The 25,337-nt window shown below is 43.7% G+C and carries 20 protein-coding genes; 14 read left to right on the top strand and 6 right to left on the bottom strand.

The window, feature by feature from the left end; genetic code table 11:
- Window positions 1-18: 18 nt before the first annotated feature.
- From R7E51_RS08535 to rsmF, 3 genes are all read left to right on the top strand, one after another.
- Entirely contained in the window at window positions 19-1,269 is a 1,251-nt protein-coding gene (locus tag R7E51_RS08535; protein ID WP_206957980.1) for a paraquat-inducible protein A, read from the top strand.
- Window positions 1,262-3,910 (top strand): MlaD family protein, encoded by a 2,649-nt coding sequence (locus R7E51_RS08530; protein WP_206957979.1) that lies wholly within the window; start codon window positions 1,262-1,264, stop codon window positions 3,908-3,910. Before R7E51_RS08535 ends, R7E51_RS08530 begins: the two co-directional genes overlap by 8 nt.
- Window positions 3,911-4,060: 150 nt before the next feature.
- Window positions 4,061-5,497 (top strand): 16S rRNA (cytosine(1407)-C(5))-methyltransferase RsmF, encoded by a 1,437-nt coding sequence (gene rsmF, locus R7E51_RS08525; protein WP_047102329.1) that lies wholly within the window; start codon window positions 4,061-4,063, stop codon window positions 5,495-5,497.
- A gap of 282 nt (window positions 5,498-5,779) precedes the next feature.
- On the opposite strand, the gene R7E51_RS08520 is transcribed toward rsmF, so the two are convergent.
- Entirely contained in the window at window positions 5,780-6,613 is an 834-nt protein-coding gene (locus R7E51_RS08520) for a CvfB family protein (RefSeq protein ID WP_017633794.1), read from the bottom strand.
- A 192-nt stretch (window positions 6,614-6,805) separates the two neighbouring features.
- Here R7E51_RS08520 and R7E51_RS08515 point away from each other — a divergent pair, with 192 nt between their 5' ends.
- Window positions 6,806-8,158: a hypothetical protein gene (locus R7E51_RS08515; protein ID WP_005377421.1), complete on the top strand. Its 1,353-nt coding sequence runs from the start codon at window positions 6,806-6,808 to the stop codon at window positions 8,156-8,158.
- A 33-nt stretch (window positions 8,159-8,191) separates the two neighbouring features.
- Here the strand turns inward: R7E51_RS08515 and R7E51_RS08510 are convergent, their stop codons facing one another.
- Entirely contained in the window at window positions 8,192-8,689 is a 498-nt protein-coding gene (locus R7E51_RS08510) for a DUF4442 domain-containing protein (RefSeq protein WP_005377418.1), read from the bottom strand.
- Window positions 8,690-9,061: 372 nt separating this feature from the next.
- Here R7E51_RS08510 and R7E51_RS08505 point away from each other — a divergent pair, with 372 nt between their 5' ends.
- Both R7E51_RS08505 and R7E51_RS08500 read left to right on the top strand, forming a co-directional pair.
- Window positions 9,062-10,120, top strand: a complete 1,059-nt coding sequence (locus R7E51_RS08505) for a 3-deoxy-7-phosphoheptulonate synthase (protein ID WP_005390197.1) — start codon at window positions 9,062-9,064, stop codon at window positions 10,118-10,120.
- A 21-nt stretch (window positions 10,121-10,141) separates the two neighbouring features.
- Window positions 10,142-10,624, top strand: a complete 483-nt coding sequence (locus tag R7E51_RS08500) for a YajQ family cyclic di-GMP-binding protein (RefSeq protein WP_005377415.1) — start codon at window positions 10,142-10,144, stop codon at window positions 10,622-10,624.
- Window positions 10,625-10,725: 101 nt separating this feature from the next.
- On the opposite strand, the gene R7E51_RS08495 is transcribed toward R7E51_RS08500, so the two are convergent.
- On the bottom strand, window positions 10,726-11,646 hold the full coding sequence (locus R7E51_RS08495) for a precorrin-2 dehydrogenase/sirohydrochlorin ferrochelatase family protein (protein WP_005377406.1): 921 nt from the start codon (window positions 11,644-11,646) through the stop codon (window positions 10,726-10,728).
- A 460-nt stretch (window positions 11,647-12,106) separates the two neighbouring features.
- On the opposite strand from R7E51_RS08495, the gene R7E51_RS08490 reads away from it, so the two are divergent.
- From R7E51_RS08490 to R7E51_RS08470, 5 genes are all read left to right on the top strand, one after another.
- Window positions 12,107-13,135 (top strand): amino acid ABC transporter substrate-binding protein, encoded by a 1,029-nt coding sequence (locus tag R7E51_RS08490; protein ID WP_005377403.1) that lies wholly within the window; start codon window positions 12,107-12,109, stop codon window positions 13,133-13,135.
- Between the two features lie 218 nt (window positions 13,136-13,353).
- On the top strand, window positions 13,354-14,559 hold the full coding sequence (locus R7E51_RS08485; protein ID WP_005377402.1) for an amino acid ABC transporter permease: 1,206 nt from the start codon (window positions 13,354-13,356) through the stop codon (window positions 14,557-14,559).
- 1 nt (window position 14,560) lies between these two features.
- Window positions 14,561-15,658, top strand: a complete 1,098-nt coding sequence (locus R7E51_RS08480) for an amino acid ABC transporter permease (RefSeq protein ID WP_017821868.1) — start codon at window positions 14,561-14,563, stop codon at window positions 15,656-15,658.
- Window positions 15,659-15,681: 23 nt separating this feature from the next.
- Window positions 15,682-16,431, top strand: coding sequence for an amino acid ABC transporter ATP-binding protein (locus R7E51_RS08475; protein ID WP_005377400.1), 750 nt, complete (start codon window positions 15,682-15,684; stop codon window positions 16,429-16,431).
- A gap of 249 nt (window positions 16,432-16,680) precedes the next feature.
- Window positions 16,681-17,343 carry a Bax inhibitor-1/YccA family protein gene (locus tag R7E51_RS08470; protein ID WP_005377399.1) on the top strand — a complete coding sequence of 221 codons (663 nt, stop codon included), beginning with the start codon at window positions 16,681-16,683 and terminating at the stop codon, window positions 17,341-17,343.
- A gap of 76 nt (window positions 17,344-17,419) precedes the next feature.
- On the opposite strand, the gene R7E51_RS08465 is transcribed toward R7E51_RS08470, so the two are convergent.
- Window positions 17,420-17,794: a chromosome partitioning protein ParB gene (locus tag R7E51_RS08465; protein WP_005377398.1), complete on the bottom strand. Its 375-nt coding sequence runs from the start codon at window positions 17,792-17,794 to the stop codon at window positions 17,420-17,422.
- Window positions 17,795-18,202: 408 nt separating this feature from the next.
- On the opposite strand from R7E51_RS08465, the gene R7E51_RS08460 reads away from it, so the two are divergent.
- Window positions 18,203-18,532: a TusE/DsrC/DsvC family sulfur relay protein gene (locus R7E51_RS08460; RefSeq protein ID WP_005377396.1), complete on the top strand. Its 330-nt coding sequence runs from the start codon at window positions 18,203-18,205 to the stop codon at window positions 18,530-18,532.
- 2 nt (window positions 18,533-18,534) lie between these two features.
- On the opposite strand, the gene yccX is transcribed toward R7E51_RS08460, so the two are convergent.
- The gene (gene yccX / locus R7E51_RS08455) at window positions 18,535-18,807 is read right to left on the bottom strand and encodes an acylphosphatase (RefSeq protein ID WP_005377386.1); all 273 of its coding nucleotides are present in this window, start codon (window positions 18,805-18,807) and stop codon (window positions 18,535-18,537) included.
- A gap of 90 nt (window positions 18,808-18,897) precedes the next feature.
- Between yccX and R7E51_RS08450 the strand changes: the two genes are divergently transcribed.
- Entirely contained in the window at window positions 18,898-20,301 is a 1,404-nt protein-coding gene (locus tag R7E51_RS08450) for a methyl-accepting chemotaxis protein (protein WP_017821867.1), read from the top strand.
- Window positions 20,302-20,462: 161 nt separating this feature from the next.
- Entirely contained in the window at window positions 20,463-21,656 is a 1,194-nt protein-coding gene (locus R7E51_RS08445) for a class I SAM-dependent methyltransferase (RefSeq protein WP_017821866.1), read from the top strand.
- 52 nt (window positions 21,657-21,708) lie between these two features.
- On the opposite strand, the gene R7E51_RS08440 is transcribed toward R7E51_RS08445, so the two are convergent.
- The coding region (locus tag R7E51_RS08440) for a VWA domain-containing protein (protein ID WP_318128204.1) at window positions 21,709-25,337 on the bottom strand (3,629 nt) is incomplete at its 5' end.

Below are 25,337 nucleotides of genomic sequence, written 5' to 3'. Positions count from 1 at the left end.
CAAGCTAGAGAGGTCGTTATGACCTCTCTGTCTAAGCACGCCATGCAATCCAATAACGTACGTCTGTGCCAAGGTTGTGAATTGCCTGTCGACATCGTCGACTTACCCCATGGCAAAAATGCACACTGCCCTCGTTGTGGTACACAATTATATCGCGGAGGTAGCCCTAGCCTCTCTGGTAATCTAGCCGTCGCGATAACCTGCATCCTACTATTTATTCCATCGCACTTTTTTAACTTTATTAGCATCCGACTCTTTGGTGTGATGATTCCGGCAACCCTGCCTTCAGGGATGATCACATTGATGGAAGAAGGATTTGTTCTTCTTTCATTGCTCATTCTATTTTGTAGCTCTCTAGCGCCACTGACGGTTTGTGTTTCAGTGGTAACGGCGCATATTTCTTTACATCAACGATGGTTCCGTGGGCTTCGTATCTCACTGTGGCTAATTCAACATTTGAAGCATTGGGTTATGTTGGATGTGTTCTTAGTTAGCATCGCCATTTCCTGTTTTAAACTCCAAGATTATTCCGACATTTTCGTCGGCCCAGGGTTAATTGGTCTGGTTCTTTTGCAGATATTTACCGTTTTGTTAGTTTCAAGAATCAGCGTGCGTCGTTATTGGGAAGCTTGGAAACCAGAAAGTTTATATGCTTTTGAGCATAAAGATGTGCATTGCCATGAATGCCACTTGTCCCAGCCTGAAGGTGACCATTGCCAGCGTTGTCATTACGAGTTATATCATCGCAAGCCAAACTCCATTCAGAAAACATGGGCTTACCTCATCGCAGCAACGGTCGCCATCTTCCCCGCTAACCTGATCCCTATTTCCATCTTGCTTACCAATGGTAAGCGTTTGGAGGACACTATTTTTTCAGGCGTGGCTGGTTTGGTAAAAAGCGGCATGTATGGAATCGCTGCGATCATTTTTGTTGCCAGTATCGTTGTCCCGGTGATTAAAATACTTGGGCTCGCCTACATCATGCTTTGCATCCAATTCAAACGTTCGGTGTTTAAGAGACAACGAATGATGGTTTACTTTGTTGTTAAATGGATCGGTAAATGGTCTGTGATGGATTTGTTTGTTATTTCTATCATGATGACGTTAGTCGATCGTGGTCAGATACTGGATTTCACACCAGGATATGGCGCGGTAGCATTTGGTGTTGTCGTTGTATTGACCATGCTTGCAGCAGAAAGTATTGATCCAAGGCTAATCTGGGACCAAACAAGCCCAAAACAATCAGAAAAAGAGTCAATGAATGAGTGATCAGAACAGTTCTCAAACGTCATACGTACCAGATGTAAAGCGGAGTAAAGGCATATCTCCTCTTTGGCTGTTGCCAATTTTAACCATGGTCTTAGCTGGCTGGCTTGTGGTGAAGTCGATACACGATGCAGGACAACGAGTGCAAATCCATTTTTCTGATGCCGCTGGTCTTGTCGCCGGCCGAACCACTATCCGTTACCAAGGATTAGAAGTCGGCATGGTAAGAGACATTAACCTCACCGAAGATCTCGGCAGTATTTATGTCGATGCTGATATCTATCCTGAAGCTGCAAAGTTACTGAACGATAAAACACGCTTTTGGTTAGTAAAACCAACAGCTAGCCTAACGGGAGTTTCCGGACTGGATGCGCTCGTCTCAGGTAACTACATCTCGATTCAACCCGGAGATGGTCAAGAGTTTGAGACAACATTCCATGCGTTAGACTCTGCCCCAACAGATTTACGCGTTTCTCAAGGTTTGAATATTAAGCTCAAAAGCCGTGATTTAGGTGGTGTATCGGTTGGCTCTCAAATTGTTTATAAGAAAATCCCAATCGGTGAAGTGTACAGTTACCAGCTAGATGAAGATGCAAAATCTATCACTATTCAAGCCAACATTCAGGATCAATACCGACATATCATTAACAACCGCAGTCGATTCTGGAACGTCAGTGGAATTGGTGCCAGCATCGGTTTTGAAGGTGTCGATGTAAGACTAGAAAGCATGAGTGCCTTACTAGGTGGCGCCATCGCCGTCGACTCTCCGGATGATGGTGAGCCTGTAGAAGAGAACACCGAGTTCCGTTTGTATAAAGATTTGAAAACTGCTGGTCGAGGCATCGCGGTTAAAATCGTCCTACCTGATGACAGCAAGATCAGCGGAGAAGGCGCTCCAATTATGTATCGCGGAATCGAAATTGGCCAAGTTACGGACTTGAGCCTTTCCGAAGGCCGAGAAGTGATATTGGCGTCAGCGGCAATTCAACCCGCTTTTAGTGACATGCTGACGACAGGTACTCGATTTGTTTTAGAAGAAGCAAAAGTGTCCCTTTCTGGTGTTGAAAACATTGCTAATTTAGTGCGAGGAAACTTCTTAACGATCGTGCCGGGCGCGGGTGAACGCTCTCGCCGCTTTACTGCCATTCGTAAAAACGTGTTTAACCAACAGCAAGAAAAGTCCATCGCGATTCGGTTGGTGTCCGACAATTCGTTTGGCCTAGATAGCGGTGCCAATGTACTTTATAAAGGCATCGTTGTTGGTTCAATCATCAAAGTGGGCCTAGTTAAGGAAGATAAAAAATCACAACACGAAGTATTTATGGATGTATTGATTGACCATGAATACAAACATCTGATCAAATCAAACAATCGTTTTTATGTAACCGGCAGTGCATCAGCAGAGTTAACTGAATCCGGGCTCAGCGTTACCGTTCCTCCAGCAAAGCAGTTGTTAACCGGGTCAATTAGTTTTGTGAGCGAAGGCAAGCAGGATATTCAAAAAGAGTATCAGCTGTTCCAAAATGAATCATTGGCTGAATTGGCGCAGTACAATCAAAGTGGCTCTAGGGCTCTAACACTATTTGCTTCTGAATTGCCGCCGATTTCCAAAGGCAGTCCTCTACTCTATCGTAATCTTCCAGTTGGTAACGTCTCCGATTTCCAACTAATTGATGGCGGAGTACTAATTAAGGCTACTATCGAAAACCGCTTCGCTTATCTTGTAACGCCACAAACCGTTTTTTGGAATCGTTCAGGGATCGAGATAGATGCATCATTAGCCGGAGTCAGTGTGAAAGCGCACCCTTTAAAATCGTTAATCGAAGGTGGCATCGCTTTTGACTCCGTGCCAGGCGTTGAAAACAAAATCGGAGAAAACTGGAAGCTGTATTCTGATCAAAAAACCGCTCGCAAGTTTGGGCGCGTCATTGCTTTAGAAACCGACGGTTCGCAAGAGATTGCTAAAGGAATGCCGATTGAATATCAAGGTGTTAAAGTTGGTGAAATCACTCTGGTTGTACCGAATTTTCGTCGTAACATGGTTGAAGTCACTGCAAGGATCCTACCTGAATACGTAGAAAACATTGCGGTTGAAGGCTCACATTTTTGGCTAACTGAACCAGAAATTGGTTTAGGTGGCGTTAAAAACCTCGGGGCGTTGGTGTCGAAATCCATCAGTGTTGAACCAGGTAAAGGTAAAGCTAAATTTGATTTTCAATTAGAAAATAGTTCAGAACGCGTGCATGGAATCATGTTTACGTTACAAAGTGAACAAAGAGGCTCAGTACAAGTCGGTACCCCTATTCTTTACCGCCAGATGGAAGTTGGCCAAGTGACCGACGTAAGCCTAGGAGAATTTGCTGATCGCATCGTCACGACTATCAAAATACAGCCTGAATACGCTTACCTCGTTCGTCAAAACAGTGTGTTCTGGAATGTTTCAGGAGTAGATGTTTCCATCGGGCTTACCGGCGCTAACATCAAAGCGGGAACCTTTGATAGTTTAGTTCGCGGAGGAATTGCGTTTTCAACGCCAGAGCAATCGACTATTCCACCAGCGGCAAAGAGTGGGCAATCTTTCTTTTTGTATCCACAAGCTGAAGAAGGTTGGACTCAATGGCGTACAGCGATTCCTAAGCCGTAGAATAAAGCTCAATTCACGTACAATTGAAGTTTGATCACTTTAAAAGAGCAGCAATCGCTGCTCTTTTTTAATGCTCGGCCCTTGTCACTATTCGTTTCTGCTTCGCTTTCGTATATTATTTGCCACAAATTCTGCAAACGAGATCCCACATTGCATCCTAATGTTTACATCCCAGACGCGTTTCTGGAAAAAATCCAAACTATCCTTCCTGCTCACCTCAACATGGAAGACTTTATCGCGTCTTGCCAAAAGCCACTGCGCAAAAGTATTCGAGTTAATACGTTGAAGATCAGCGTTGAAGCGTTTCTAGAACGAGCAGAAACAAAAGGCTGGAAGCTTTCTCCTGTGCCTTGGTGTGACACGGGGTTTTGGATTGAAGCGGACGAGTCAGTTGTACCATTAGGCAACACAGCAGAACACATGTCTGGCTTATTCTACATTCAAGAAGCCAGTTCGATGATGCCGGTATCTGCTCTGTTTATGAATGATGAATCTTACGATGCCGTGTTAGATACCGCAGCCGCTCCAGGCTCAAAAACCACTCAAATTGCAGCTTTAATGAACAACGAAGGTGTACTTGTGGCCAATGAATACGCCGCAAGTCGTGTAAAAGTACTGCACGCTAATGTGGAACGTTGTGGGGTACGTAACGCCGCACTAAGTAACTTCGATGGACGCGTTTTTGGCGGTTGGCTACCTGAACAATTTGATGCGGTTTTGCTCGACGCGCCTTGCTCTGGAGAAGGCACCGTTCGCAAAGACGAAGATGCGATGAAAAACTGGACGCAAGCTTCCGTACTCGACATCGCTGACACACAGAAAGATCTTATTGAAAGCGCCTTCCATGCATTAAAGCCCGGTGGTGTGATGGTTTACTCAACATGTACGCTCAGTACAGAAGAAAACCAACAAGTTTGTCATCACTTGAAAGAAACCTTTGGGGATGCAGTAGAGTTTGAAAGCCTTGAGAACTTGTTTGAGAACGCAGAGGCAGCCCTAACTGAAGAAGGCTTTTTGCATATTTTCCCGCAGGTCTACGACTGTGAAGGGTTCTTTGTTGCAAGAATTCGCAAACTGGCTGCTGTTGAGGCGCCAGAAGTCAAAAAGCGCATGGGGAAATTCCCCTTTGCTAAAACTTCAAAAAAAGAATCGACAGAAATTGCTCAACAACTCCAAAGCGCGTTAGGTATTAAACTTCCAAATGACAGTTCTGTATGGCTTCGCGATAAAGATGTCTGGTTATTCCCTAATGCTTTAGAACCGATGATCGGCGAATTACGCTTCTCCCGTATGGGTATAAAGATCGCGGAAGCCCATAAAAATGGCTACCGTTGGCAACACCAAGTCGCGACTGCCCTGGCGACAGGTTCTGAAAGCAACGCCATTGAACTCAGTATTGAAGAAGCGCGCGAATGGTACATGGGGCGTGATGTTCGCCCACAAACCATTCCTGAGGGAATGAAAACAGGTAAAGGCGAAGTACTTGTCACCTATCAAGGCGCAGTTATTGGCCTTGGCAAGTGGGTAAGCAACCGAATAAAGAATGGTCTTCCTCGCGAATTAGTACGAGATAAGAACTTATTTTAAAGAAGTAGCGAATCATAAATAAATGAAAAGCCATCGTATTTGCGATGGCTTTTTAATTCGTAAGTATGAAAGCAACTGGGCTCGCTAGCGATCCGGATACGCTGTACTAAACTAGTTGTATCAAAGTAATGCTTTGATGTGGCATTTCTCTCTATGTTCACCAACAAAATTATTGTTGGACAAGTTTAGCGCAGGCTCTGCGGAGCCGTTTCCCCTAGGCCCAAAAAAAGGAAAAGTTTGGGCCGTTTTTTTGGCTGCAGATCCGCTATACGTGAGTTAGGACTACGCTAGACGAATACCGTCTTTCTCAATGACAATTTTACCCTGCTTGTATAAGCCACCGATGGTCTTTTTATAAGTCCCTTTACTTGTGCGGAAAGCATCAAAAATCGCTTCAGGAGACGACTTGTCATTCAAAGGCAAAAATCCGCCTTTCTTCTCTAGCAGGTCAAGGATCTTACTAGAAAGATCGTCCATTTTCGCCACACCAACTTTTTGTAGAGCAAGGTCGATTTTGCCATCTTCACGAATGTGCTTAATAAAGCCTTTCAGCTTTTTACCGATGTAAAGCTTACCAAAAACATCCGATGGGAAAATCATGCCCCAATGCTTACCGTTAACGATAGCTTTATAACCAAGTTGACTACGCTCTGCGATGATCAAATCAACTTGCTCGTTAACTTCATAATTCGCTGGAGTTTTATCTAACCATTTATTGAACTTAGTCGTACCAACAATGCGACCTGACGCTTTGTCGGTATAAACATACACTAAAATGGTTTGTCCGGCAGAGAAGCGAGTGCGTTGCTCACTAAAAGGAATCAGTAAGTCCTTTTCTTTGATGCCCCAATTTACAAAAGCACCTGTCGCATTCACACCCTCAATCTTCATTAAACCCCATTCACCCACTTGGGCAATTGGTCTTTCAATGGTCGCAGCAAGTTGGCTTTCTGAATCGAAGTACAGAAATACGTCTACATGCTCACCAATTTCAGTACCCTCTGGTACATACTTACTAGGTAGTAGAACAGAACCGTAATCATCGCCATCCAGAAATACGCCAAAATCAGCCTTTTTAATGACTTCTAAGCTGTTAATTTGACCAATTTTAATCATTGATTTTGTCTCTTTTTAAATTTACGTGGAATTATACCTAAACTAACAAGAAAATCAGAGAGAAAAGCATAGTGCTCTGTTATGCTGTTGTCGTTCAGCTATATGCCCCAGTCACTCTTTTAGCACTCTTATACTTATCTTCTCAACGGAACGCATAAGTTAAGAATGCTTTAGCAAAGTCAGGAGCTTTCTTTGGTCACCGTCGATAAACAAGACTCAATAACATTAAAAATCAGTCATGCACTCGCAAAGAGCAAAAGTGTCGACCTAGATATTTACTTTTTTATACCTGGTGAGCTTGGTTTAAACGCCGATATCATCAGTGAATCCGAATTTTATTACACCTCAATCACACAGCAACGATCTTATTACAGTACTGAAATCCTTCTTCCGCTAGTACACAGTCGACTTGCCAAACGTGGACGCCTGTCGAATCAGCAATACCGAGTAAGTTTGAGTTTGTTCGCTTACCAATACGTTATCGCGCTAGACAAAGCGGTAGCAAGTTTAAACAAGCATGAGAACAACTCCGTAACGGAAGATGAAGTGGACGAAGTTATCGAGCTCACGCTTGAGATCTTAAAGCGCTTGCGGCGTTCTATTCCTTATGAAGAGAACTTAAAACGCTACTACGTTAACATCGATAACTATCTGTCTTGGTATACCGAGCAAAAGTTCCTGTCACTGGTGGCTCATCTCCCACGTGAAGGCGACTATGGCACGATCAAGAAGCGCCTGATCACGCTATGTGAGAAAGAGCAAGCCCATCGTAAACTCAACAAATACAACTCATCAAGAGTCGTTGAAGACGTTACTCGCCTATCTAACAAAATGCGCTTGCTAAGGCGATTGATTGAACACCCTATCGTGCTTCGTGAAGAAACCATATCGATGGGTAACAACATTAAGCGCGCTATCAAAGGTATTGCAACCGGTTTAGTGATGGTTGTCGTGACCTCGACAGTGATTCTCGCTCGCGATTATCTGGGGGAAATTTCTGCCTCATTCATTATCGCGATGTCTTTTATTTACGCTTTACGAGAAATCTTTAAAGATGATTTACGCGATGCCATGTGGCGATGGATCCGTAAAGGCAAGCCAAAATGGCGTAAGAAGTATGTTGATCCAACGACGAAAAAAGTGGTTGGCAAAAAATTGGAGTGGCTCGATTATCGTACCTTAAGTAGCTTGCCGGATAAGATTCAAAGAATACGGAAAAAGCGCGTCGTGCAACGTGAAGAGCAGATTCTTCATTATCACGAGAAAACCGAAATGGCGACCTCTCTTTTCTTGAGTGGTTACGAACAAACGAGAGAAACATTGAACATCAGTTTACGCCCTATCATCCGCTTGATGGATAAAAGCTCAAACCGAGTTTACCGTTTAAATGAAGGTCAAGTAACCAAAGAGTCAGTAGAGAAACGTCATTTGCTCAATGTGATTGTCAAAGAGGACAACCACACCGATGAGCCTGTTTATTACCGCTGGAAAGTGGTCTTAAATCGCTCCAAAATCGTCTCTATCGAGAAGATTGAACTCAATTAAGCCAACGCCTTTAAACAAACGAGCCACAAACCACTAGGCAGCCTCTTTTCTTTGTTGGGCTGCTTTTTTTATCGAAAGAGTAAGCGAGAATTCAGCCATTGGCTCGTCACCATGTAAGTTAGGACACAGCGCGACAATTTTTACGTCACGATTTACTCGTTCACCCGTTGCCAAGGTGTGCTCGAGCATCTCATCAATGACATGACCATCGTTACAAACAAAGTGCACATCGGCTTCCGGGCGCTTTAAAAACTCGGCTTTCACACCTTTAAATGCTAGCGAGATCGCTTCTCCCTTTTCTTGCGCTTTACTCATAGCAAGAAAACCACCAGCAACATCAGCGCCAACGGCTAAAGCGCCGAAATACATGCTATTCAGGTGGTTTTTCGTTCTTCTGCGCAATGGGATACGAACCTCAACATGCTTGCTATCTATCGCAATGATTTTAGGGTGGCAAAGCCAAATCAGCGGCACTTTCGAAAAGCCAAACAGATTTAGATACAAATTCGCACGACGTAGAGCTGATAACATTTTGGTCTCCTTACCAATCTAGTCAGACCAGTTAATCAACGAAAGAAATAGATGTCAAAGAAATGTTAACAAAAGCTCGATCTCACGAGTTATTTAACCCTCACAAAGTGACGGCGTCACCCATAAGGTATGAAGTTTATCGCAGTTACTTAGATTACCTTACAGCGAGATAGATAAAATGGTTATAAATTCAAATGTATATATATTGATTTAATGATCAAGTTTTGTCATTTATACATAAGTCATTTAAATGAATACCTACACCTTTGTATACAATTCGGTATTTCCTGGCGAAGATTCCCGTGAAACGGTTTATTCCTGCCTGTAATTCCGTTATCTTTACCCCTTCGCAATAGAGAATAAAGCTATAACATGCCTATAAAAACAGATGAATTGAGAACCCAGCCTTTGGGTCCAATGCCTACCCCAGCAGAGCTAGGTAGTGTACATCCTATTACGGATGACGTTGCAGACCGTATCGCTCAATCTCGTCGTCAGATTGAAAACATTTTATCGGGTGAAGACGATCGCCTTCTTGCGATTGTAGGTCCGTGTTCTGTTCACGACACTGAAGCTGCCATTGATTACGCCACTCGCCTGAGTGAAATCCAAGACAAGTACAAAGACGAACTGTTTATCGTGATGCGTACTTACTTTGAAAAGCCTCGTACAGTAGTTGGTTGGAAAGGTTTGATTACGGACCCTAACCTAGATGGTTCTTACGCACTTGAAGCTGGTCTTCATAAAGCTCGTAAACTACTACTGGATATCAACAAGCTTGGTCTTGCGACTGCTACTGAGTTTCTTGATATGATCACTGGCCAATACATCGCGGATTTGATCACTTGGGGCGCGATTGGTGCTCGCACAACAGAATCACAAATTCACCGTGAAATGGCGTCGGCACTATCTTGCCCAGTTGGTTTCAAAAATGGCACAAATGGCAACGTAAAAATTGCAATTGATGCAATTCGCGCATCGAAAGCATCGCATTACTTCTACTCGCCAGATAAGAACGGTCGAATGACGGTTTACCGCACAAGTGGCAACCCTTACGGTCATATTATTCTGCGCGGTGGAGAAAAAGGCCCTAACTTTGATGAAGCATCAGTCAAACAAGCATGTGATGCTTTAGCTGAGTTTGGATTGCCACAACGTTTGGTTGTGGATTTCAGCCATGCAAACTGTCAGAAGCAACACAGAAAACAAATCGACGTAGCTCAAGACATTTGTAACCAAATTAAGTCAGGCAGCACTCGTATTGCGGGTATCATGGCAGAAAGCTTTATTCTTGAAGGCAATCAGCCAATGACTGACATCAATAACCTAACGTATGGTCAGTCTATTACAGATCCATGCCTAGGTTGGGAAGACACTGCTACAATGCTAGATATGCTGGCAAGCGCTGTTAAGTCCCGAAAGTCCCTATAACAAAATAATCAAGGAATCTTCATGCCATCGTTTGATATTGTTTCTGAAATCGATACGGTTGAACTACGTAACGCCGTTGATAATGCTAACCGTGAATTGTCTACTCGTTTCGATTTCCGCAACGTAAATGCGAGCTTTGAGCTAGTAGAAGAAAACGTAAAAATGTCTGCGGAAGGTGACTTCCAACTTAAGCAAATGCGCGACATTTTACGCGGCCACTTAGCGAAGCGTAACATTGACGCGAACGCAATGGATGCACAAGACCCAGACGTTACTGGTAAAAACTGGCACCAAACTCTGCTTTTCCGCCAAGGTATTGATACTCCAACGGCGAAAAAAGTAGTGAAACTTATCAAAGACGCAAAGTTAAAAGTACAAGCTTCTATTCAAGGCGACAAAGTACGTGTTACCGGTAAGAAACGCGACGACCTGCAAGCGACAATGGCAGCGATTCGTGAAGCAGAGATGGGTATCCCATTCCAGTTTAACAACTTCCGTGATTAATCAATCTGAGAAGTAAATAAAAACGCCAGCGCATAATCCGCTGGCGTTTTTTATTGGCTTTAGTGTAACGAACTACGTATCCACTTTAGCATTTGGCATTGCTAGATAACTAAGTCCTGTCCTTGCAGCAATACGAATTCGCTCGTTCCTTGTGGTATGAACACGCAAATTCGAAGCTTTTCAGCTTTAGCCTTGGCCAGCATATCCGAAAGCTCAGCAGCGCTCGAGAAAGCTTCTCTTTCTGCATCTCTTCGTATTAGTTCTAACACATTCGCTTCACATCGAGTTGAGTACAGAGCCAGCTCCGCTTGTTGCATATAGCGTACGGCTTTTATTGGCAACATCTCAACATCTTTCCCAACATGAACCCAAGTACAACTTCCCTTTTCATCTAAAGGTGTTGCCATGGTCGCTTGGTAAATTGCTTCTAACTCACGATTATCTCGCGCGTTTTCCACCTCGGGGTTCGAGAAGAATTGCTCCCAAAACTTGCGGCGTAAATCGACACTAGGCAGCGCCTCTTTAATTGAGTTTCGCTTTGAGTTAGCAAAGTCCGCCATCAACCCCATGTTTTGTGGCAGTATCGATTCAAGTTTTTCACGGATGTTTCGAATTAAAACTGGCGAAGCTCCACCACTAGAGATTGCGATTTGGATGCGGCCACGATTAATCATAGACGGCGTGATGAAATCACAATAAGGCTTATCATCCACAACGTTAACCAAGATGCCTAGCTCTTTGGCATCTTTGTACACTTGGTGATTTAGCTCAGGATTGTCTGTCGTCGCCCACACTTGAACAAAGTTTTTAGTGACAATGTCACTCGAATAGAAACGTTGTACCCAGCGCAGTTGATGCTCAGAAGCAAGCTTAGACAGAAAATCAACCAACGTCGGAGAAACGATAGTCACATCCGCCCCAGCCTTTAGCAACGCTTCCACCTTTCGGCTTGCCACCTCACCGCCACCCACGACGAGAACGGGTTTATTAATTAAATCTAAGAACAGAGGAAAATATCGCATTTCAATCCATGATTACTCTAATTAGCTGTTGTAGACCATGCTACCAAAAATGGGGCAAGCTCATCACCCTGTTTCGGTATCACAAATAATTTTTGTTTGAATTTTTACTGAACTTCACCTTGCTCAGCTAATGACAGTTTTAATAACAACTTTTTATTCTTTTGTATTGTTCACTCTTCTATTGATTGTTCTGATGCACCAAATTGTCCATGAATTGCACTATTTACAAACAATTAACATTTCGTCATTCTAAATCTCAAGGCACTTTGTAAGTTCTCTCAAAACTTCATTTAAATTATATATTTGAGAATTAACAGATCCTTTCCTACGCTTATAACTGGTTGATCTATCGAATGCCGTTTCTTCGAAAATCAATCACGTAGGACGATAACTCTAACGAATTGGACACGTTATTTCAGGTCACTCCTGATTAAACATGGATCATACAGGAAGGATACAAATGGCAAATAAACTCACAGTTCTTGCTTCCGTCGTAGCGGCTTCTACTGCGATGATGGCAACATCAGCTCAAGCAGCAGACACTACTCTGGACAAAGTCACAAAACAAGGCTTTCTTACTTGTGGCGTAAGTACCGGTCTACCTGGTTTCTCTAACCCTAACTCAAAAGGCGAATGGGAAGGTATCGACGTAGAATATTGCCAAGCACTGGCTGCAGCCGTTCTTGGGGATAAAACGAAAGTTAAATATGTACCCCTAACCGCAAAAGAACGTTTCACTGCGCTTCAATCTGGTGAGATTGATGTGCTTTCCCGTAACACGACCTGGACTCTCCACCGTGACACTGCACTGGGCCTAAACTTCGTAGGTGTGAACTACTACGATGGTCAAGGTTTTATGGTGAAGAAGGAACTTGGTATCTCAAGTGCTAAAGAGCTTGATGGTGCGTCGGTATGTGTTCAATCAGGTACAACAACCGAGCTAAACCTTGCAGATTATTTCCGCAACCAAGGCATGGCGTACAAACCAGTGGTATTCGACACAGCGGCGCAAACTTCGAAAGGTTTTGATGCGGGACGCTGTGACGTATTAACAACTGACCAATCTGGCCTTTATGCACTACGTTTGAATTTGAAAGATCCGTCCTCTGCGGCCGTTCTTCCAGAAATCATCTCTAAAGAGCCACTAGGTCCAGTCGTTCGTCAAGGCGATGATCAATGGTTTAACATCGCTAAGTGGACATTGTCTGCGATGATTAACGCTGAAGAATACGGTATTAGTTCGAAGAATGCGGATGAAATGCTGAAGTCAACAGATCCAAACATCAAACGTATCCTCGGTGTTGATGGCCCTAAAGGCAAAGGTTTGGGTATTCGTGATGATTGGGGCTACCAAGTTATCAAACAAGTTGGTAATTATGGTGAAAGCTTCGAGCGTACAGTCGGTACTGGTTCGCCGTTAGAAATCTCTCGTGGCGTTAATGCGCTATGGAATGCGGGCGGCTTTATGTACGCGCCACCAATCCGATAGAAAGAGTTAATCAGGGCGGTTCATGCCGCCCTTTTTCTTGATTATATCTCACTGTATGAGTAAGGATCGCTCATTGGATGGCGAAAAGCGCTCGCTTGGTGGAACGGCTTTAAAGGTTCGTAAGTCACCAGACATGAGAGCGTTATTCTTTAGCCAGCAAGGACGAAACTTCTTTATACAGGCCGATATCTATAACTAAGGTTTGAGGTTATCGCTGTATGAAACCGACACAAGATGCATCGCCAAGTACGATGTCCAAACCAAGCGGAAGCAAGAGCCTGATTTATAATCCTGCCTTTCGTTCTGCTATTTTCCAGATCATTGCCATTGCTGCACTGGTATTTTTCTTTTACACGATTGTAAACAACGCTCTCAATAACTTAGATGCTCGTGGTATTGCAACGGGCTTCGGTTTTCTGAATCAAGAAGCCGGGTTTGGTATTGGGTTAACATTAATTGAATACGATGAAACGTACTCTTACGGTAGAACATTTATCATCGGCCTTCTTAATACGGCGTTAGTCTCTGTATTAGGTATTATTCTGGCTACTGTGATTGGCTTTACCATGGGGGTTGCCCGCCTTTCTTCTAACTGGTTAGTTAGTCGTTTAGCGGCAGTTTATATCGAAACTTTCCGAAATATCCCCCTTCTTCTGCAAATATTCTTCTGGTATTTCGCTGTTCTTCAAGCATTACCCTCACCACGCCAAAGCTTAAGTCTTGGTGAAGCTATTTTCCTGAACGTTCGTGGCTTATATTTCCCTGCACCGACTATGGAACCTGGCAGTAGCTACGTTATTGCCGCGTTAATCTTCGGGGTAATCGCAAGCTTATTAATTAATGTATGGGCGAATAATAAGCAACGTCTCACTGGGCAACAAACCCCAATGGGAAGAATAGTTTTGGGTTTAGTTGTTGGCCTTCCATTGGTTGTGTACTTCCTTGCTGGTATGCCAATTTCACTGAATTATCCTGAACTAAAAGGGTTTAACTTCCGAGGTGGTATTAGCATTATTCCTGAATTGGCTGCGCTACTTTTGGCATTGAGTGTTTATACAGCTTCTTTCATTGCTGAGATTGTGCGCTCTGGTATTAATGCGGTTAGCCATGGTCAAACCGAAGCAGCGATGTCGCTAGGCTTACCACGCTCGAAAACTTTAAAGCTTGTTGTCATTCCTCAAGCGTTACGAATTATTATTCCACCTTTAACCAGTCAATATCTCAACCTCACCAAAAACTCATCGTTAGCGATGGCGATTGGTTATCCAGATCTTGTCTCTGTGTTTGCTGGTACTACCCTGAACCAAACGGGACAAGCGATTGAGATCATTGCGATGACGATGGGCGTGTACTTGACATTAAGTCTGATTACGTCTGCATTAATGAACTTGTATAACCGTAAAGTCGCGCTGGTGGAGAGATAATATGAGTACTCATCAATTTCAACCGGATCTCCCGCCACCCGCCAATACTGTAGGCTTCGTTGGTTGGATGCGGAAAAATCTATTTAATGGCCCTATCAATTCCATTGTTACTGTCATTCTTGCGTATATTGTCGTAACTGCAATATGGTATATCGTGGATTGGGCGTTTATTAACGCAGACTGGATTGGCTCAACGCGTGACGACTGTAGCCGAGATGGTGCTTGCTGGGTATTTATCAGCGTGCGCTGGGAGCAGTTCATGTATGGTTTTTATCCAGAGTCCGAACTATGGCGCCCTCGCCTTTTCTATATCACATTGGCCATGTTTACTGTTTTACTCGCGTATGAGAAGACACCGAAACGGATGTGGATTTGGCTTTTCTTCGTAAACATCTACCCATTCATCATCGCTGGGCTGTTGTACGGGGGTGTCTTTGGACTAGAAGTGGTCGATACACACAAATGGGGTGGATTACTCGTTACGCTCATTATTGCGTTAGTTGGTATCGTAGTTTCACTGCCAATTGGTGTGGTACTTGCGCTTGGTAGACGTTCAGAGATGCCGATCATTCGCAGCATTTGTACCGTCTACATTGAAGTTTGGCGTGGCGTTCCGCTGATTACGGTTTTGTTCATGGCTTCGGTTATGCTTCCATTATTTATGTCTGAAGGTTCAGAGACAGATAAACTGATTCGCGCCCTTATCGGTGTGGTTATGTTTGCCTCCGCTTACATGGCAGAAGTGGTACGCGGTGGTCTACAAGCCATTCCGAAAGGTCAATATGAAGCCGCTGATGCGCTTGGGTTAAGTTACTGGAAAAAGACTGGGCTGATTATCTTGCCACAGGCGCTAAAGATTACTATTCCTTCTATCGTGAACACCTTCATCGGTTTGTTTAAAGACACCAGTTTGGTACTCATCATTGGTATGTTTGACGTACTCGGTATAGGGCAAGCAGCAAACACCGACCCTGAATGGTTAGGTTTTGCTACAGAAAGTTATGTATTTGTCGCGTTAGTGTTTTGGGTATTTTGTTTTGGCATGTCGCGCTATTCGATATGGCTTGAAAACAAACTTCATACCGGTCACAAACGATAACTCATCAAGATCAAGGACGTATTATGACGCAACAACAAGATTACATGATCCAATTGAAGGACATGAATAAATGGTATGGTGAGTTTCACGTACTAAAAAATATTAACCTCGACGTTAAGCGCGGGGAGAAAATCGTTATCTGTGGCCCATCTGGGTCGGGAAAATCAACGATGATTCGCTGTATTAACCGCCTTGAAGAGCACCAAGCAGGCAGCATTTACGTCTCTGGTACGGAATTAACTGAAGACTTAAAGAACATTGAAGCAGTACGCCGAGAAGTGGGCATGTGCTTTCAACACTTTAATCTCTTCCCTCATTTAACCGTACTGGAAAACTGTACGCTCGCGCCTATCTGGGTGAAGAAGATGCCAAAAGATGAGGCAGAAGCAGTTGCGATGAAATATCTGGAACGTGTTAAAATTCCAGACCAAGCGGAGAAGTATCCCGGTCAGCTGTCTGGTGGTCAGCAACAACGCGTGGCGATTGCTCGCTCTTTGTGTATGAACCCTAAAGTCATGCTTTTTGATGAGCCAACATCTGCACTCGACCCGGAAATGGTTCGCGAAGTACTGGATGTAATGGTCGAACTCGCCGAGGAAGGCATGACTATGCTTTGTGTGACACATGAAATGGGCTTTGCTAAAGAAGTTGCCGATCGCGTGATATTCATGGACGCAGGAGAGATCATCGAAGAAAACAACCCTGTTGATTTCTTCGAAAATCCTCAATCGGATAGGACCCAAAATTTCCTAGCGCAAATCTTACACCACTAAGATTTAGCCGAATCGACATAAAAAAGCACTGGTTTCTATGAAGCCAGTGCTTTTTGTTACTAAATTCAAAAATCTGTGTAAGAATCAACATAGCTATGCTAGGCAGTAATATTGTGTTACAAGTTGCCAAATACATAACATCTTATTTCTATTATTATTTTATCTAAGTTACGTATGGTTAGGGCTTGATTTTTTGAACTTTCAATCCCATAAATGTACTTAAAAGAAAGTCTCTTATCGAGGAAGATTATGAACAGTCCAATGTTTACCCGCACTTCAACTCAAGAAAGTGCTCTACAAACGAACAAAGTATTGCGTAATACTTACGCTCTACTTTCAATGACACTTTTATGGTCGGCAGTCGTTGCTGGCGTTGCAATGGCATTTAACCTTCCACATCCAGGTATCATCCTAATGCTGGTTGGTTTCTACGGCCTATTATTCTTAACAGAAAAAAACCGTAACAACAGTCTTGGCCTTGTGTTTACGTTCCTATTTACTGGCTTCTTAGGTTACACCGTTGGCCCTATTCTAAACATGTACATCGGTGCCGGCATGGGCGATATCGTATTAACCGCACTCGGTGGTACGGCACTATCTTTCATGGCAGCATCGGCATACGCACTAACAACGAAACGTGACCTATCGATGATGGGTGGCTTAATGCTATCACTATTTGTTGTGCTGGTTGTGGGCATGATTGCAAGCTTCTTTATTCAATCAACCCTTTTACACTTGGCGTTGAGCAGCTTGTTTATCATTTTCTCTACTATGGCGATCCTGATGACAACACAAGGCATTATTCGTGGCGGTGAAACAAACTATATCTCTGCGACAGTAACTTTGTATGTATCAATCTACAACATCTTCATCAGCCTACTAAGCATTCTAGGCATCATGAACGACGATTAATCGTTTCTCGTTAAGTAGAATCAAAAAGCCCGAAGGTAATTCCTTCGGGCTTTTTCTTTGTGTGCAATTCAGTGTATTACGCCTGCTCTACTGACAACTCGATAACTTCGTCAGCTTCTGGATTTTCTCTAAAGCGTCTCACTTTGATCGTTTCCTCTCCTAACATGATTTGCTTGGCGATTCGGTGCATACCGTCAAAAACACGATAGTCACTGGTTAAGATTACCGGATACGACAAATCAGCATTGTTGATTCGTTGGCAATGTTTTGCAATTTCACGGCAGGTTGGCTGTGGCCCTTCATGACTAAACCAAGTCACTTCATTTGGGCCTTTGATATCATCAATCGAAATTTCTTCTACAGGTAAGGATTCTGCAAGTTGCCAAATACGCTCGATGGACCAAGTGGATTTTACATTGTCATTAATCTCAATGTAACGTTGTTTCGACATGACTAACTCCTTGTCATCATTGTTGTTTCTAACCTGAATACAGGCTTTTATTAATCCAATGAGAATATCGGTCTATGAAAACAAACACAACGTTTAAGCTATTCATTCACCCATAAAATCCCATAATCAGACAAGTAGCCAAGAAAAAACCAAAACAAAAACGAATAAGCCTGGGTATCCATGCAATTTCGTTGGTACTCACCCCGTAAAATTTCTAACAAACTGAATAGTTTCCTATTTATTTGAATAAAAGAGCATTTATATCAAAGTGCCTAGCTCTGTCAAAAAGCACTCACCATTTTGTACGCTTTTGCTTCGCTCGATACGACTTCGAGATTCTTTTGTTGAGAACATTCTCGGCTGTCGCTAATCTATAAACATCCATGTTTACTTAACGGATAAAACGTTATGTTCGTTTACAACGGCAAAGAAATTGAAACGGATGCTCAAGGCTACTTATTGGATCATACTCAATGGGAAGAAGGTATGATTGAGCTTTTAGCAAAAGAAGAAGACATCGAGCTTACGGATGCTCATTTGGAAGTTGTGCATTTTGTGCGAGACTTTTATGAAGAGTTTAATACCTCCCCTGCAGTGCGTATGCTTGTGAAAGCGATGGAAAAAGCGCACGGCCCGGAAAAAGGTAACAGTAAGTATCTATTCAAGCTGTTTAAAAAGGGACCAGCCAAACAAGCAACCAAATTAGCCGGCCTACCAAAGCCAGCTAAATGCTTGTAGATTCATAAAATTTTAAAACCGCGTAACGGCTTATACGACGCAGGCTCCTGCATCACTTGCTCTACTGTTGCCGTTCGCGGTCCTTCTTGTAACCATTCCGAAAACGCAACTATTTGCGCGTCTGTTCCACACGCCATCACTTCAACATCACCATTGTTTAGGTTCTTCGCATAACCTGTTAACCCTAGCTTCAATCCTTGATGGGAAGTATGGTAACGAAAGCCGACGCCTTGAACGTGACCTTTTACTATAAATCTCTCACACTTTACGTTCATCTTTGTACCGCTTCTTTTTACTGAGTGATATATTCTTTTCGTCTATTCACCCCACTAAGGATAGTGGGTTTTTGCACGGTTATTATAATTATGAAAGAAATTCCATTCCGCTGGATTGATAAGTATCTCATTCACTTAAAGATTCAAGAAAAGTTCTATTTGCTCTTCGTTCTCCCTCTTCTTGCTTTAGTCATTCTCACTCTCGTCCTTAATAGCGCGGCTAATACACTGATCTCAAGTATGTACCAAGAAGAGCTCATGCTTATGAAAGGTCTGATAGAGGCAGGCAACCTTTCTCAATCTCAAGTAGCAAGCCTCATAGCGGGTTCAGAAACCGTTTCTATTGGCTCTGGTTCGCAATCCGTGTCTGTTTTAAATGGTGCGTACAGTTTGGTTGCGAACCATGAACTTTCTTTATGGACTGCCCTATCAACGACTCAAGTAAGCATCATCTGTGTGAGCTTGTTTATTCTCGCTCTTGGCGTTTACTACATCATGACGTTTATTGGCGGCGCGATGTTCACGATGAACAAAGCCTTAAACACTCTTGCTGGTGGCGACCTAACTGCGAGAATGAACTTCTTCCCTGTTCGCGACGAGTTTAGTGAAATTGCTATTACGATAGACAAAGTTGCAGAACGAGAGCAACAAATGGTGCTGTCGATTCAAGAGTCTGTGGCGTTAATGCAACAAATTAGCTCAGACCTGAATCAATCGATTCATCACAGTTCAGATATTTCAGCGACTCAGCAGGAACACCTCAACTCTCTTGCGAGTGCAACTGAACAGATGGCATCAACGATTCGAGAAGTCGCGACACTAGCTCACGATTCAAGCACGCAAACCGATGATGCACGTAACGTGGCTCAGTCTGGACAAGTGAAAGTTGAGAATACGCTTCACTCGATTTCGAACCTTTCTAATGAGATTCAATCTGCGTCTCAAGCCGTTGCCGAGTTAGATGCCAATGCCGCACAAATTGATGAAGTCGTGACAACCATCAATGGGATCTCCGAGCAAACCAACCTACTTGCTCTGAACGCGGCTATTGAAGCTGCACGTGCTGGAGAACAAGGTCGTGGATTTGCGGTCGTTGCGGATGAGGTTCGCGCTCTTGCGGGACGCACTCAGCAAGCGACAGTTGAAATCCAAACGATGATTGAATCGTTACAGCGTAACAGCCAGTCGCTTACTAAGCTGATGGAAGTGACAGTTAATAATGCAAATGAGGGACAAAACCTCATGACGGAAGTGAATCACGAAATCGGCTCTTTGGCAGATAAAAATCAAACTATCTCCGACAGTAGCATTCAAATTGCAACAGCAGCTGAAGAGCAAGGTGTAGTCGCGGACAATATCGCCTCAAGCGTTGAAGAAATTCGAGTTCAAGCAGATAACGTGTGCAATATGATAAGCACGACTTCACAAAACGTTGATCAACTGCGTAAGCAAAGCGACACAATGGAAGCTCTACTTACTGGACTTAAAGCATAGCAACGGAATCTGTTACAGCAAATTCAAATAACAGGGTCACTTTAGTGACCTTTTTTGTATTTAAAAGTCACTACAATGTACTGGATTGCCGAGGGATATTGCTTTTACCATTCACATCCCGGACAATACGCCCCTTTCAAAATTCAACAAGAGCTAATGAAATGACAGCTGCTATCTATTTGGTTAAAGGTCGTGAGAAATCGGTCAAGCGCAAGCACCCTTGGATCTTCTCTCGAGGCATCAACAAAGTTGAGGGCGAACCTGCTCTTGGCGAAACGGTTGATGTATTCACTCACGACGGTAAATGGCTAGCTAAGGCGGCATATTCGCCAGCTTCACAAATTCGTGCTCGTATTTGGAGTTTTGATAAAGAAGAAATCGACACCGCGTTTTTCGTTAAACGACTTAAAGACGCACAACTTCTTCGTGAAGACATTATCGAACGTGATGGCCTTACGGGTTATCGCCTTATCGCAGCAGAGTCTGACGGCTTACCAGGCGTTACGATTGACCGTTACCAAAATTTCTTTGTGTGCCAACTTCTCAGTGCTGGCGCAGAACACAATAAGCAGGCTATTGTTGACGCTCTGGTTGAGTGCTTCCCTGATTGTAATGTGTACGAGCGCTCTGACGTGGCCGTTCGTAAAAAAGAGGGTTTAAAAGAGATCACGGGCGTCTTGCACGGCGAAGAGCCACCTCAATCGGTCGTCATCGAAGAAAATGGCGTAAAGATTAGTGTAGATATCGTTGGCGGACACAAAACAGGTTTCTACCTAGATCAACGTGATAGTCGCCAGCAAGCGATGAAATATATGAAAGGCAAAGAAGTTCTTAACTGCTTCTCTTACACAGGTGGCTTCGGACTTTACGCTCTAAAAGGTGATGCAAAGCGTGTGATTAACGCTGACGTGTCGCAACCTGCTTTAGATACCGCAAAATTCAACGCAGAGCTAAACGAGTTTGATATTTCGAAGAAGCGTGCCGTGTTCCTAAATGCAGACGTGTTTAAGCTACTTCGTGAGTATCGCGATCAAGGAACTCAGTTCGATGTGGTTATTATGGACCCACCGAAGTTCGCAGAGAGCAAAGCACAACTAAACGGTGCATGTCGTGGTTACAAAGACATCAACATGCTAGCAATGCAAATTCTAAAACCGGGCGGCACGCTACTGACCTACTCGTGCTCTGGCTTGATGGATCAAGTTCTGTTCCAGAAAATCATCGCTGATGCAGCCGTAGACGCTAACCGCCAAGTAAAGTTTGTGGAGCGTTTTGAGCAAGCCGCTGACCACCCAACCGATACAGCATATCCAGAAGGCTTCTACTTAAAAGGTTTTGCATGTAAAGTGCTTTAGGCTACGAATAAGTAAGACAAAGCAGAAGAAAAGGGCCTACTGGCCCTTTTCATTATGGCTCTAAGTTAACCTTAGTTAGTGCGGATAACACATCTCTCTCAAAGTCCGCATTTCCCACGATTAAATCACTAAACTCTGTCGCCCCGTTTTCTATTACGATAGTTTGAATTGAGTTTCCATCGTTATGGGTTATTTCTAGAGATAAGTCATCGCCATCAATGTTCAAGTCAATACTATTAAGAAGTTCTTCTATCGTATTGTGCCCTGCATCTTCAACGACTTCACTCAGATCTAAGGTGTCCAAATCTCTCTCAAAACCTCTAATTAGATCTGTTCCTGTATCCAAGGAGTCGTTGACCCATTTAAAGACATCTGCCTCGTTATCATTACCGATCAAGATGTCATGACTTACGTCTACTTCAGCTTCAATAATATTTGCAGAGCCATTACTTGAAGCATTTACTCCTCCGTTTTCATCAATAACGAATTGCAGGGTATTCTCACTTTGATCGCCATCGTTATCCGTCAATACATAATCGAAGTCTAACGTTTCAACTGTATCACCCACCGCACCATAAAATGCATACGCACCATCGTTTAGGTCGATTTCCAGAGTATGTTTGCTGTCGATATAGATAGTAAGCTGCATCGTTGTGTCGTCAAATGCATGCGAAATACCATCGTTATTGTCAGTTACTATTAGGTCTGTACCATCAAACGAATAAGTGACACCGTCATGTTCTATTTCGCTAATATAACCACCATCTGCACCAATACCTGTATCTGGAGAAGTGGTATACATCAAGTTCCCCCCAACAGGTTGAATCACTGACTGCAACATAACCGGAGGTAATTGAGTTACGTCAGGAACCACAACACCATCAAGGTCTTGATTCAAAAAGCCATCATATGCTACGCGATCTAATTGCTCCGGCATAAGATTAACGCCCATACCATACGCTAGGGCTGTGATCTGATTATCAGGATCGGTTAGGTGATCAATCCAACTCTGCTCGCGAGCGTCGTTTATAAATGATGACGCAGGGTTTGGCTGACCATCTGACAAGAAGTAACTAACATTCGACGCACTGGTTAACTTACCTACATCATCCCATGACTGTTTTGCTTCATTTAGCGCGTTGTTATAGTTAGTCGCGCCACCCGCAGTTAGCGTCTCAATATACGCTTTGGCCTCCTCGACCGTCAGCCACGTCGCAGCACCTATAGCGTAAGTGGATGCTGTACTGCTATAAGTAATAATTTGAACTCGCGTTTGACCGATAGACTCATATTGATTCAATAACTGAGTTGCCGAATCTTTCATTATCTGCAAGCGATTATCCGTTCGCATAGAACCCGAGACATCCATTATGAGCTGAACGTTGGCACTTTCTTTAGTTTCTGCAACTACATCGTGAATAATAGATGCAGAATCTGGTGAGTCATCTTCCACAATAACGTTGACCGTTGTGGAGTTAGTAAGACCACGAGCATTCGAGACAAGCACAGGCACCTCAATATTTAAGGTGTCTTCTCCAGATGGGTTGGAGTGATCAATCGGACCAAGAAGCTCCGTAGATACCACTCCAGTATCATTGACTGATATTTTGATAACCTCTTCACCGTTCGCTGAACCGATAAGCATTTGGTCGTTATTTGATAACGTCCACGTTACAGAGATACCGTTACTAGTAAGAGCTGTAGATGGTTCACTGAGCGTAACAGAATCAACGGTTTGACCCAGCGTCAATTGTTCTACATCAGTACTCGAGTCAGTTGTGTCATCAAAGCCGTTTAGAGCAGAGTCATCAGCAATGGCGTTGCTTAAGCCTTCCTCAGAAACGTTTAGTGTTACACCTTCTACAATTGGTGGGGCGTAAGGGTTGACAGAAAAGTACCCCGTTTTACTGTCGCCATCATTATCAGTAATAGTGTAGTTAAAATCGATATCCCCATCGCCATAAGGTGAGGTCAAAGGCAAGTATTGGAAGAACTCCCATTTTCCAGTGCTAGGTGTAAGTTGAACTTCGAATGCAAGCTCTCCATCAGCCTCTGCAATCAGTCTATTAGAGTTTTGTGGATCGACGTATATCAACACGTCTTTACCATCTAGAGTCTCTAAACCAGCCTCACCTCCATTTAAGACTATAGAACCAGGGCCATCAGCTCCATATACAGCACCGAGGTTCCCATCCGCACTAGCAATTGGCACGCCAGAGTACGCACCTGTAAAGGTTATTGATTTAACGGTAAAGTCACTGTTGTCTTCAGTATCCGGGCCATTGCCATTACTGGTCGCCTCGAGGATGATTTTATCAAAGCCTCCCTGTTGAACATTGAAATTTGCCGCGTAATCACCACTGCTTGCGTCAGAGCTGAACGATTGCTGAGCAATTAATACACCATCTCTATAAAAAGATGCGATTCCTTTCTCAAGTTCACCACCAAACATTTTCTCAAATTCTATTTCTGCTCCGTAAGCAACTTTATTGCCTAAGTCTATGATTAACTGCTCTGATACACCCTCATTACCCGCGAATCGATAATCGACTTCGTTTTCTAATTGGAAGCCGTTGTTACCAGAACTTTTAACGCCAATCCCTTCTGATGATTGATTGATTTCAGCTGTTCCCAGCATCACAGATTCGTCAGACACAAAACCGTTTGCAGTCACAACAACGTCCCCAAATGTTCGACTGGTTGCATCTGCCTCACTTCCTGCAAAATCTATGCGCCCTGTCAGAACGTTAGGTGCACCAGTAAGCGACACATCGACGGGTTGAACAACAACAGGCACGTATGGGCAATCATCTTCAACGGCCACATTTAAGCTTTGAGATGTTGTTGTTTGTCCATCACTTACAGAAATCTGTAAATCAAAGTTGATGATGTCTTCCACATCATTAACAGGATGATCAAGTGGCTCAAACAGAGTAATAGTATAGTCCCAAGAGCCTTGACCTGAAGCTGAAGGCTCGCTCAGCACAACAGTAGCAACAACGCTCAGGTGAGCAGTTTTCGCAGTCAGCGTTTGAGTACTGTTGTCCCACGTCCACGATATAGGCTCCCCTCCTGATGTTAGGTTGTTAGGGCCTGCCAATACCACTGAAACATTCGCCGTGTCTGGATCGGCAACTGTGAATGTTCCTGAGAAACTTGCGGAGTTAGTGGTGTCTGAAGGTGCTCCTGTATTATCAGGGATACCATTAGCTAAACCTTCTTCCGAAACAACTGCATTCACAACATTTGAAATAGAAGGAGGAGCATCATTATCAATAATCGTTGCCGTACCGGTATCGCTGCCTTGCACTGCACCAATGCCGGTTACTGTCACGCTGAAATCTTCAGGGCCTTCATAAACAGCGTCATCAATGGAAGCAATACGCACATCAAACTCAGTTTGCCCCGCTGGCACCGTTACTACACCATCGTTTGGCACTGTCACCCAACCACTTCCCGTGTTGTATTCTAGGGTGCCCAAATCTCCAACTTCGGTGTCACCCAAGTTGAGGCCTAGCTCGATTTGAACTGTAGACTCGGAGGCATTCGATAGCGTCACTTTGAAGTTGGCTGTCTCACCCTCATTAATGGTGCCAGCATCTGAAATAGTCACGCTTGGACGGTCATCATCCGGATCGGGACCCGGGCCACTGCCGTCATCCACTATCGTTGCCGTCCCCG

The organism is Vibrio sp. Vb1166 (genome assembly GCF_033338695.1).
Taxonomy (GTDB): Bacteria; Pseudomonadota; Gammaproteobacteria; order Enterobacterales; family Vibrionaceae; genus Vibrio; species Vibrio alginolyticus.
The sequence above is the reverse complement of the archived record's forward strand: the minus strand, read 5'-3'. Positions and strand labels throughout refer to the sequence as shown.

Bases quoted from the DNA above. Each gene is read 5' to 3' on its own strand.
- R7E51_RS08510 (WP_005377418.1), bottom strand. From the start codon at position 8,689: ATGTTATCAGCTCTACGTCGTGCGAATTTGTATCTAAATCTGTTTGGC.
- R7E51_RS08450 (WP_017821867.1), top strand. From the start codon at position 18,898: ATGAAAGAAATTCCATTCCGCTGGATTGATAAGTATCTCATTCACTTA.
- R7E51_RS08530 (WP_206957979.1), top strand. From the start codon at position 1,262: ATGAGTGATCAGAACAGTTCTCAAACGTCATACGTACCAGATGTAAAG.
- R7E51_RS08475 (WP_005377400.1), top strand. From the start codon at position 15,682: ATGACGCAACAACAAGATTACATGATCCAATTGAAGGACATGAATAAA.
- R7E51_RS08490 (WP_005377403.1), top strand. From the start codon at position 12,107: ATGGCAAATAAACTCACAGTTCTTGCTTCCGTCGTAGCGGCTTCTACT.
- R7E51_RS08460 (WP_005377396.1), top strand. From the start codon at position 18,203: ATGTTCGTTTACAACGGCAAAGAAATTGAAACGGATGCTCAAGGCTAC.
- R7E51_RS08485 (WP_005377402.1), top strand. From the start codon at position 13,354: ATGAAACCGACACAAGATGCATCGCCAAGTACGATGTCCAAACCAAGC.
- R7E51_RS08495 (WP_005377406.1), bottom strand. From the start codon at position 11,646: ATGCGATATTTTCCTCTGTTCTTAGATTTAATTAATAAACCCGTTCTC.
- R7E51_RS08535 (WP_206957980.1), top strand. From the start codon at position 19: ATGACCTCTCTGTCTAAGCACGCCATGCAATCCAATAACGTACGTCTG.
- R7E51_RS08480 (WP_017821868.1), top strand. From the start codon at position 14,561: ATGAGTACTCATCAATTTCAACCGGATCTCCCGCCACCCGCCAATACT.
- R7E51_RS08500 (WP_005377415.1), top strand. From the start codon at position 10,142: ATGCCATCGTTTGATATTGTTTCTGAAATCGATACGGTTGAACTACGT.
- R7E51_RS08520 (WP_017633794.1), bottom strand. From the start codon at position 6,613: ATGATTAAAATTGGTCAAATTAACAGCTTAGAAGTCATTAAAAAGGCT.
- R7E51_RS08465 (WP_005377398.1), bottom strand. From the start codon at position 17,794: ATGTCGAAACAACGTTACATTGAGATTAATGACAATGTAAAATCCACT.
- R7E51_RS08505 (WP_005390197.1), top strand. From the start codon at position 9,062: ATGCCTATAAAAACAGATGAATTGAGAACCCAGCCTTTGGGTCCAATG.
- yccX (WP_005377386.1), bottom strand. From the start codon at position 18,807: ATGAACGTAAAGTGTGAGAGATTTATAGTAAAAGGTCACGTTCAAGGC.
- R7E51_RS08470 (WP_005377399.1), top strand. From the start codon at position 16,681: ATGAACAGTCCAATGTTTACCCGCACTTCAACTCAAGAAAGTGCTCTA.
- R7E51_RS08445 (WP_017821866.1), top strand. From the start codon at position 20,463: ATGACAGCTGCTATCTATTTGGTTAAAGGTCGTGAGAAATCGGTCAAG.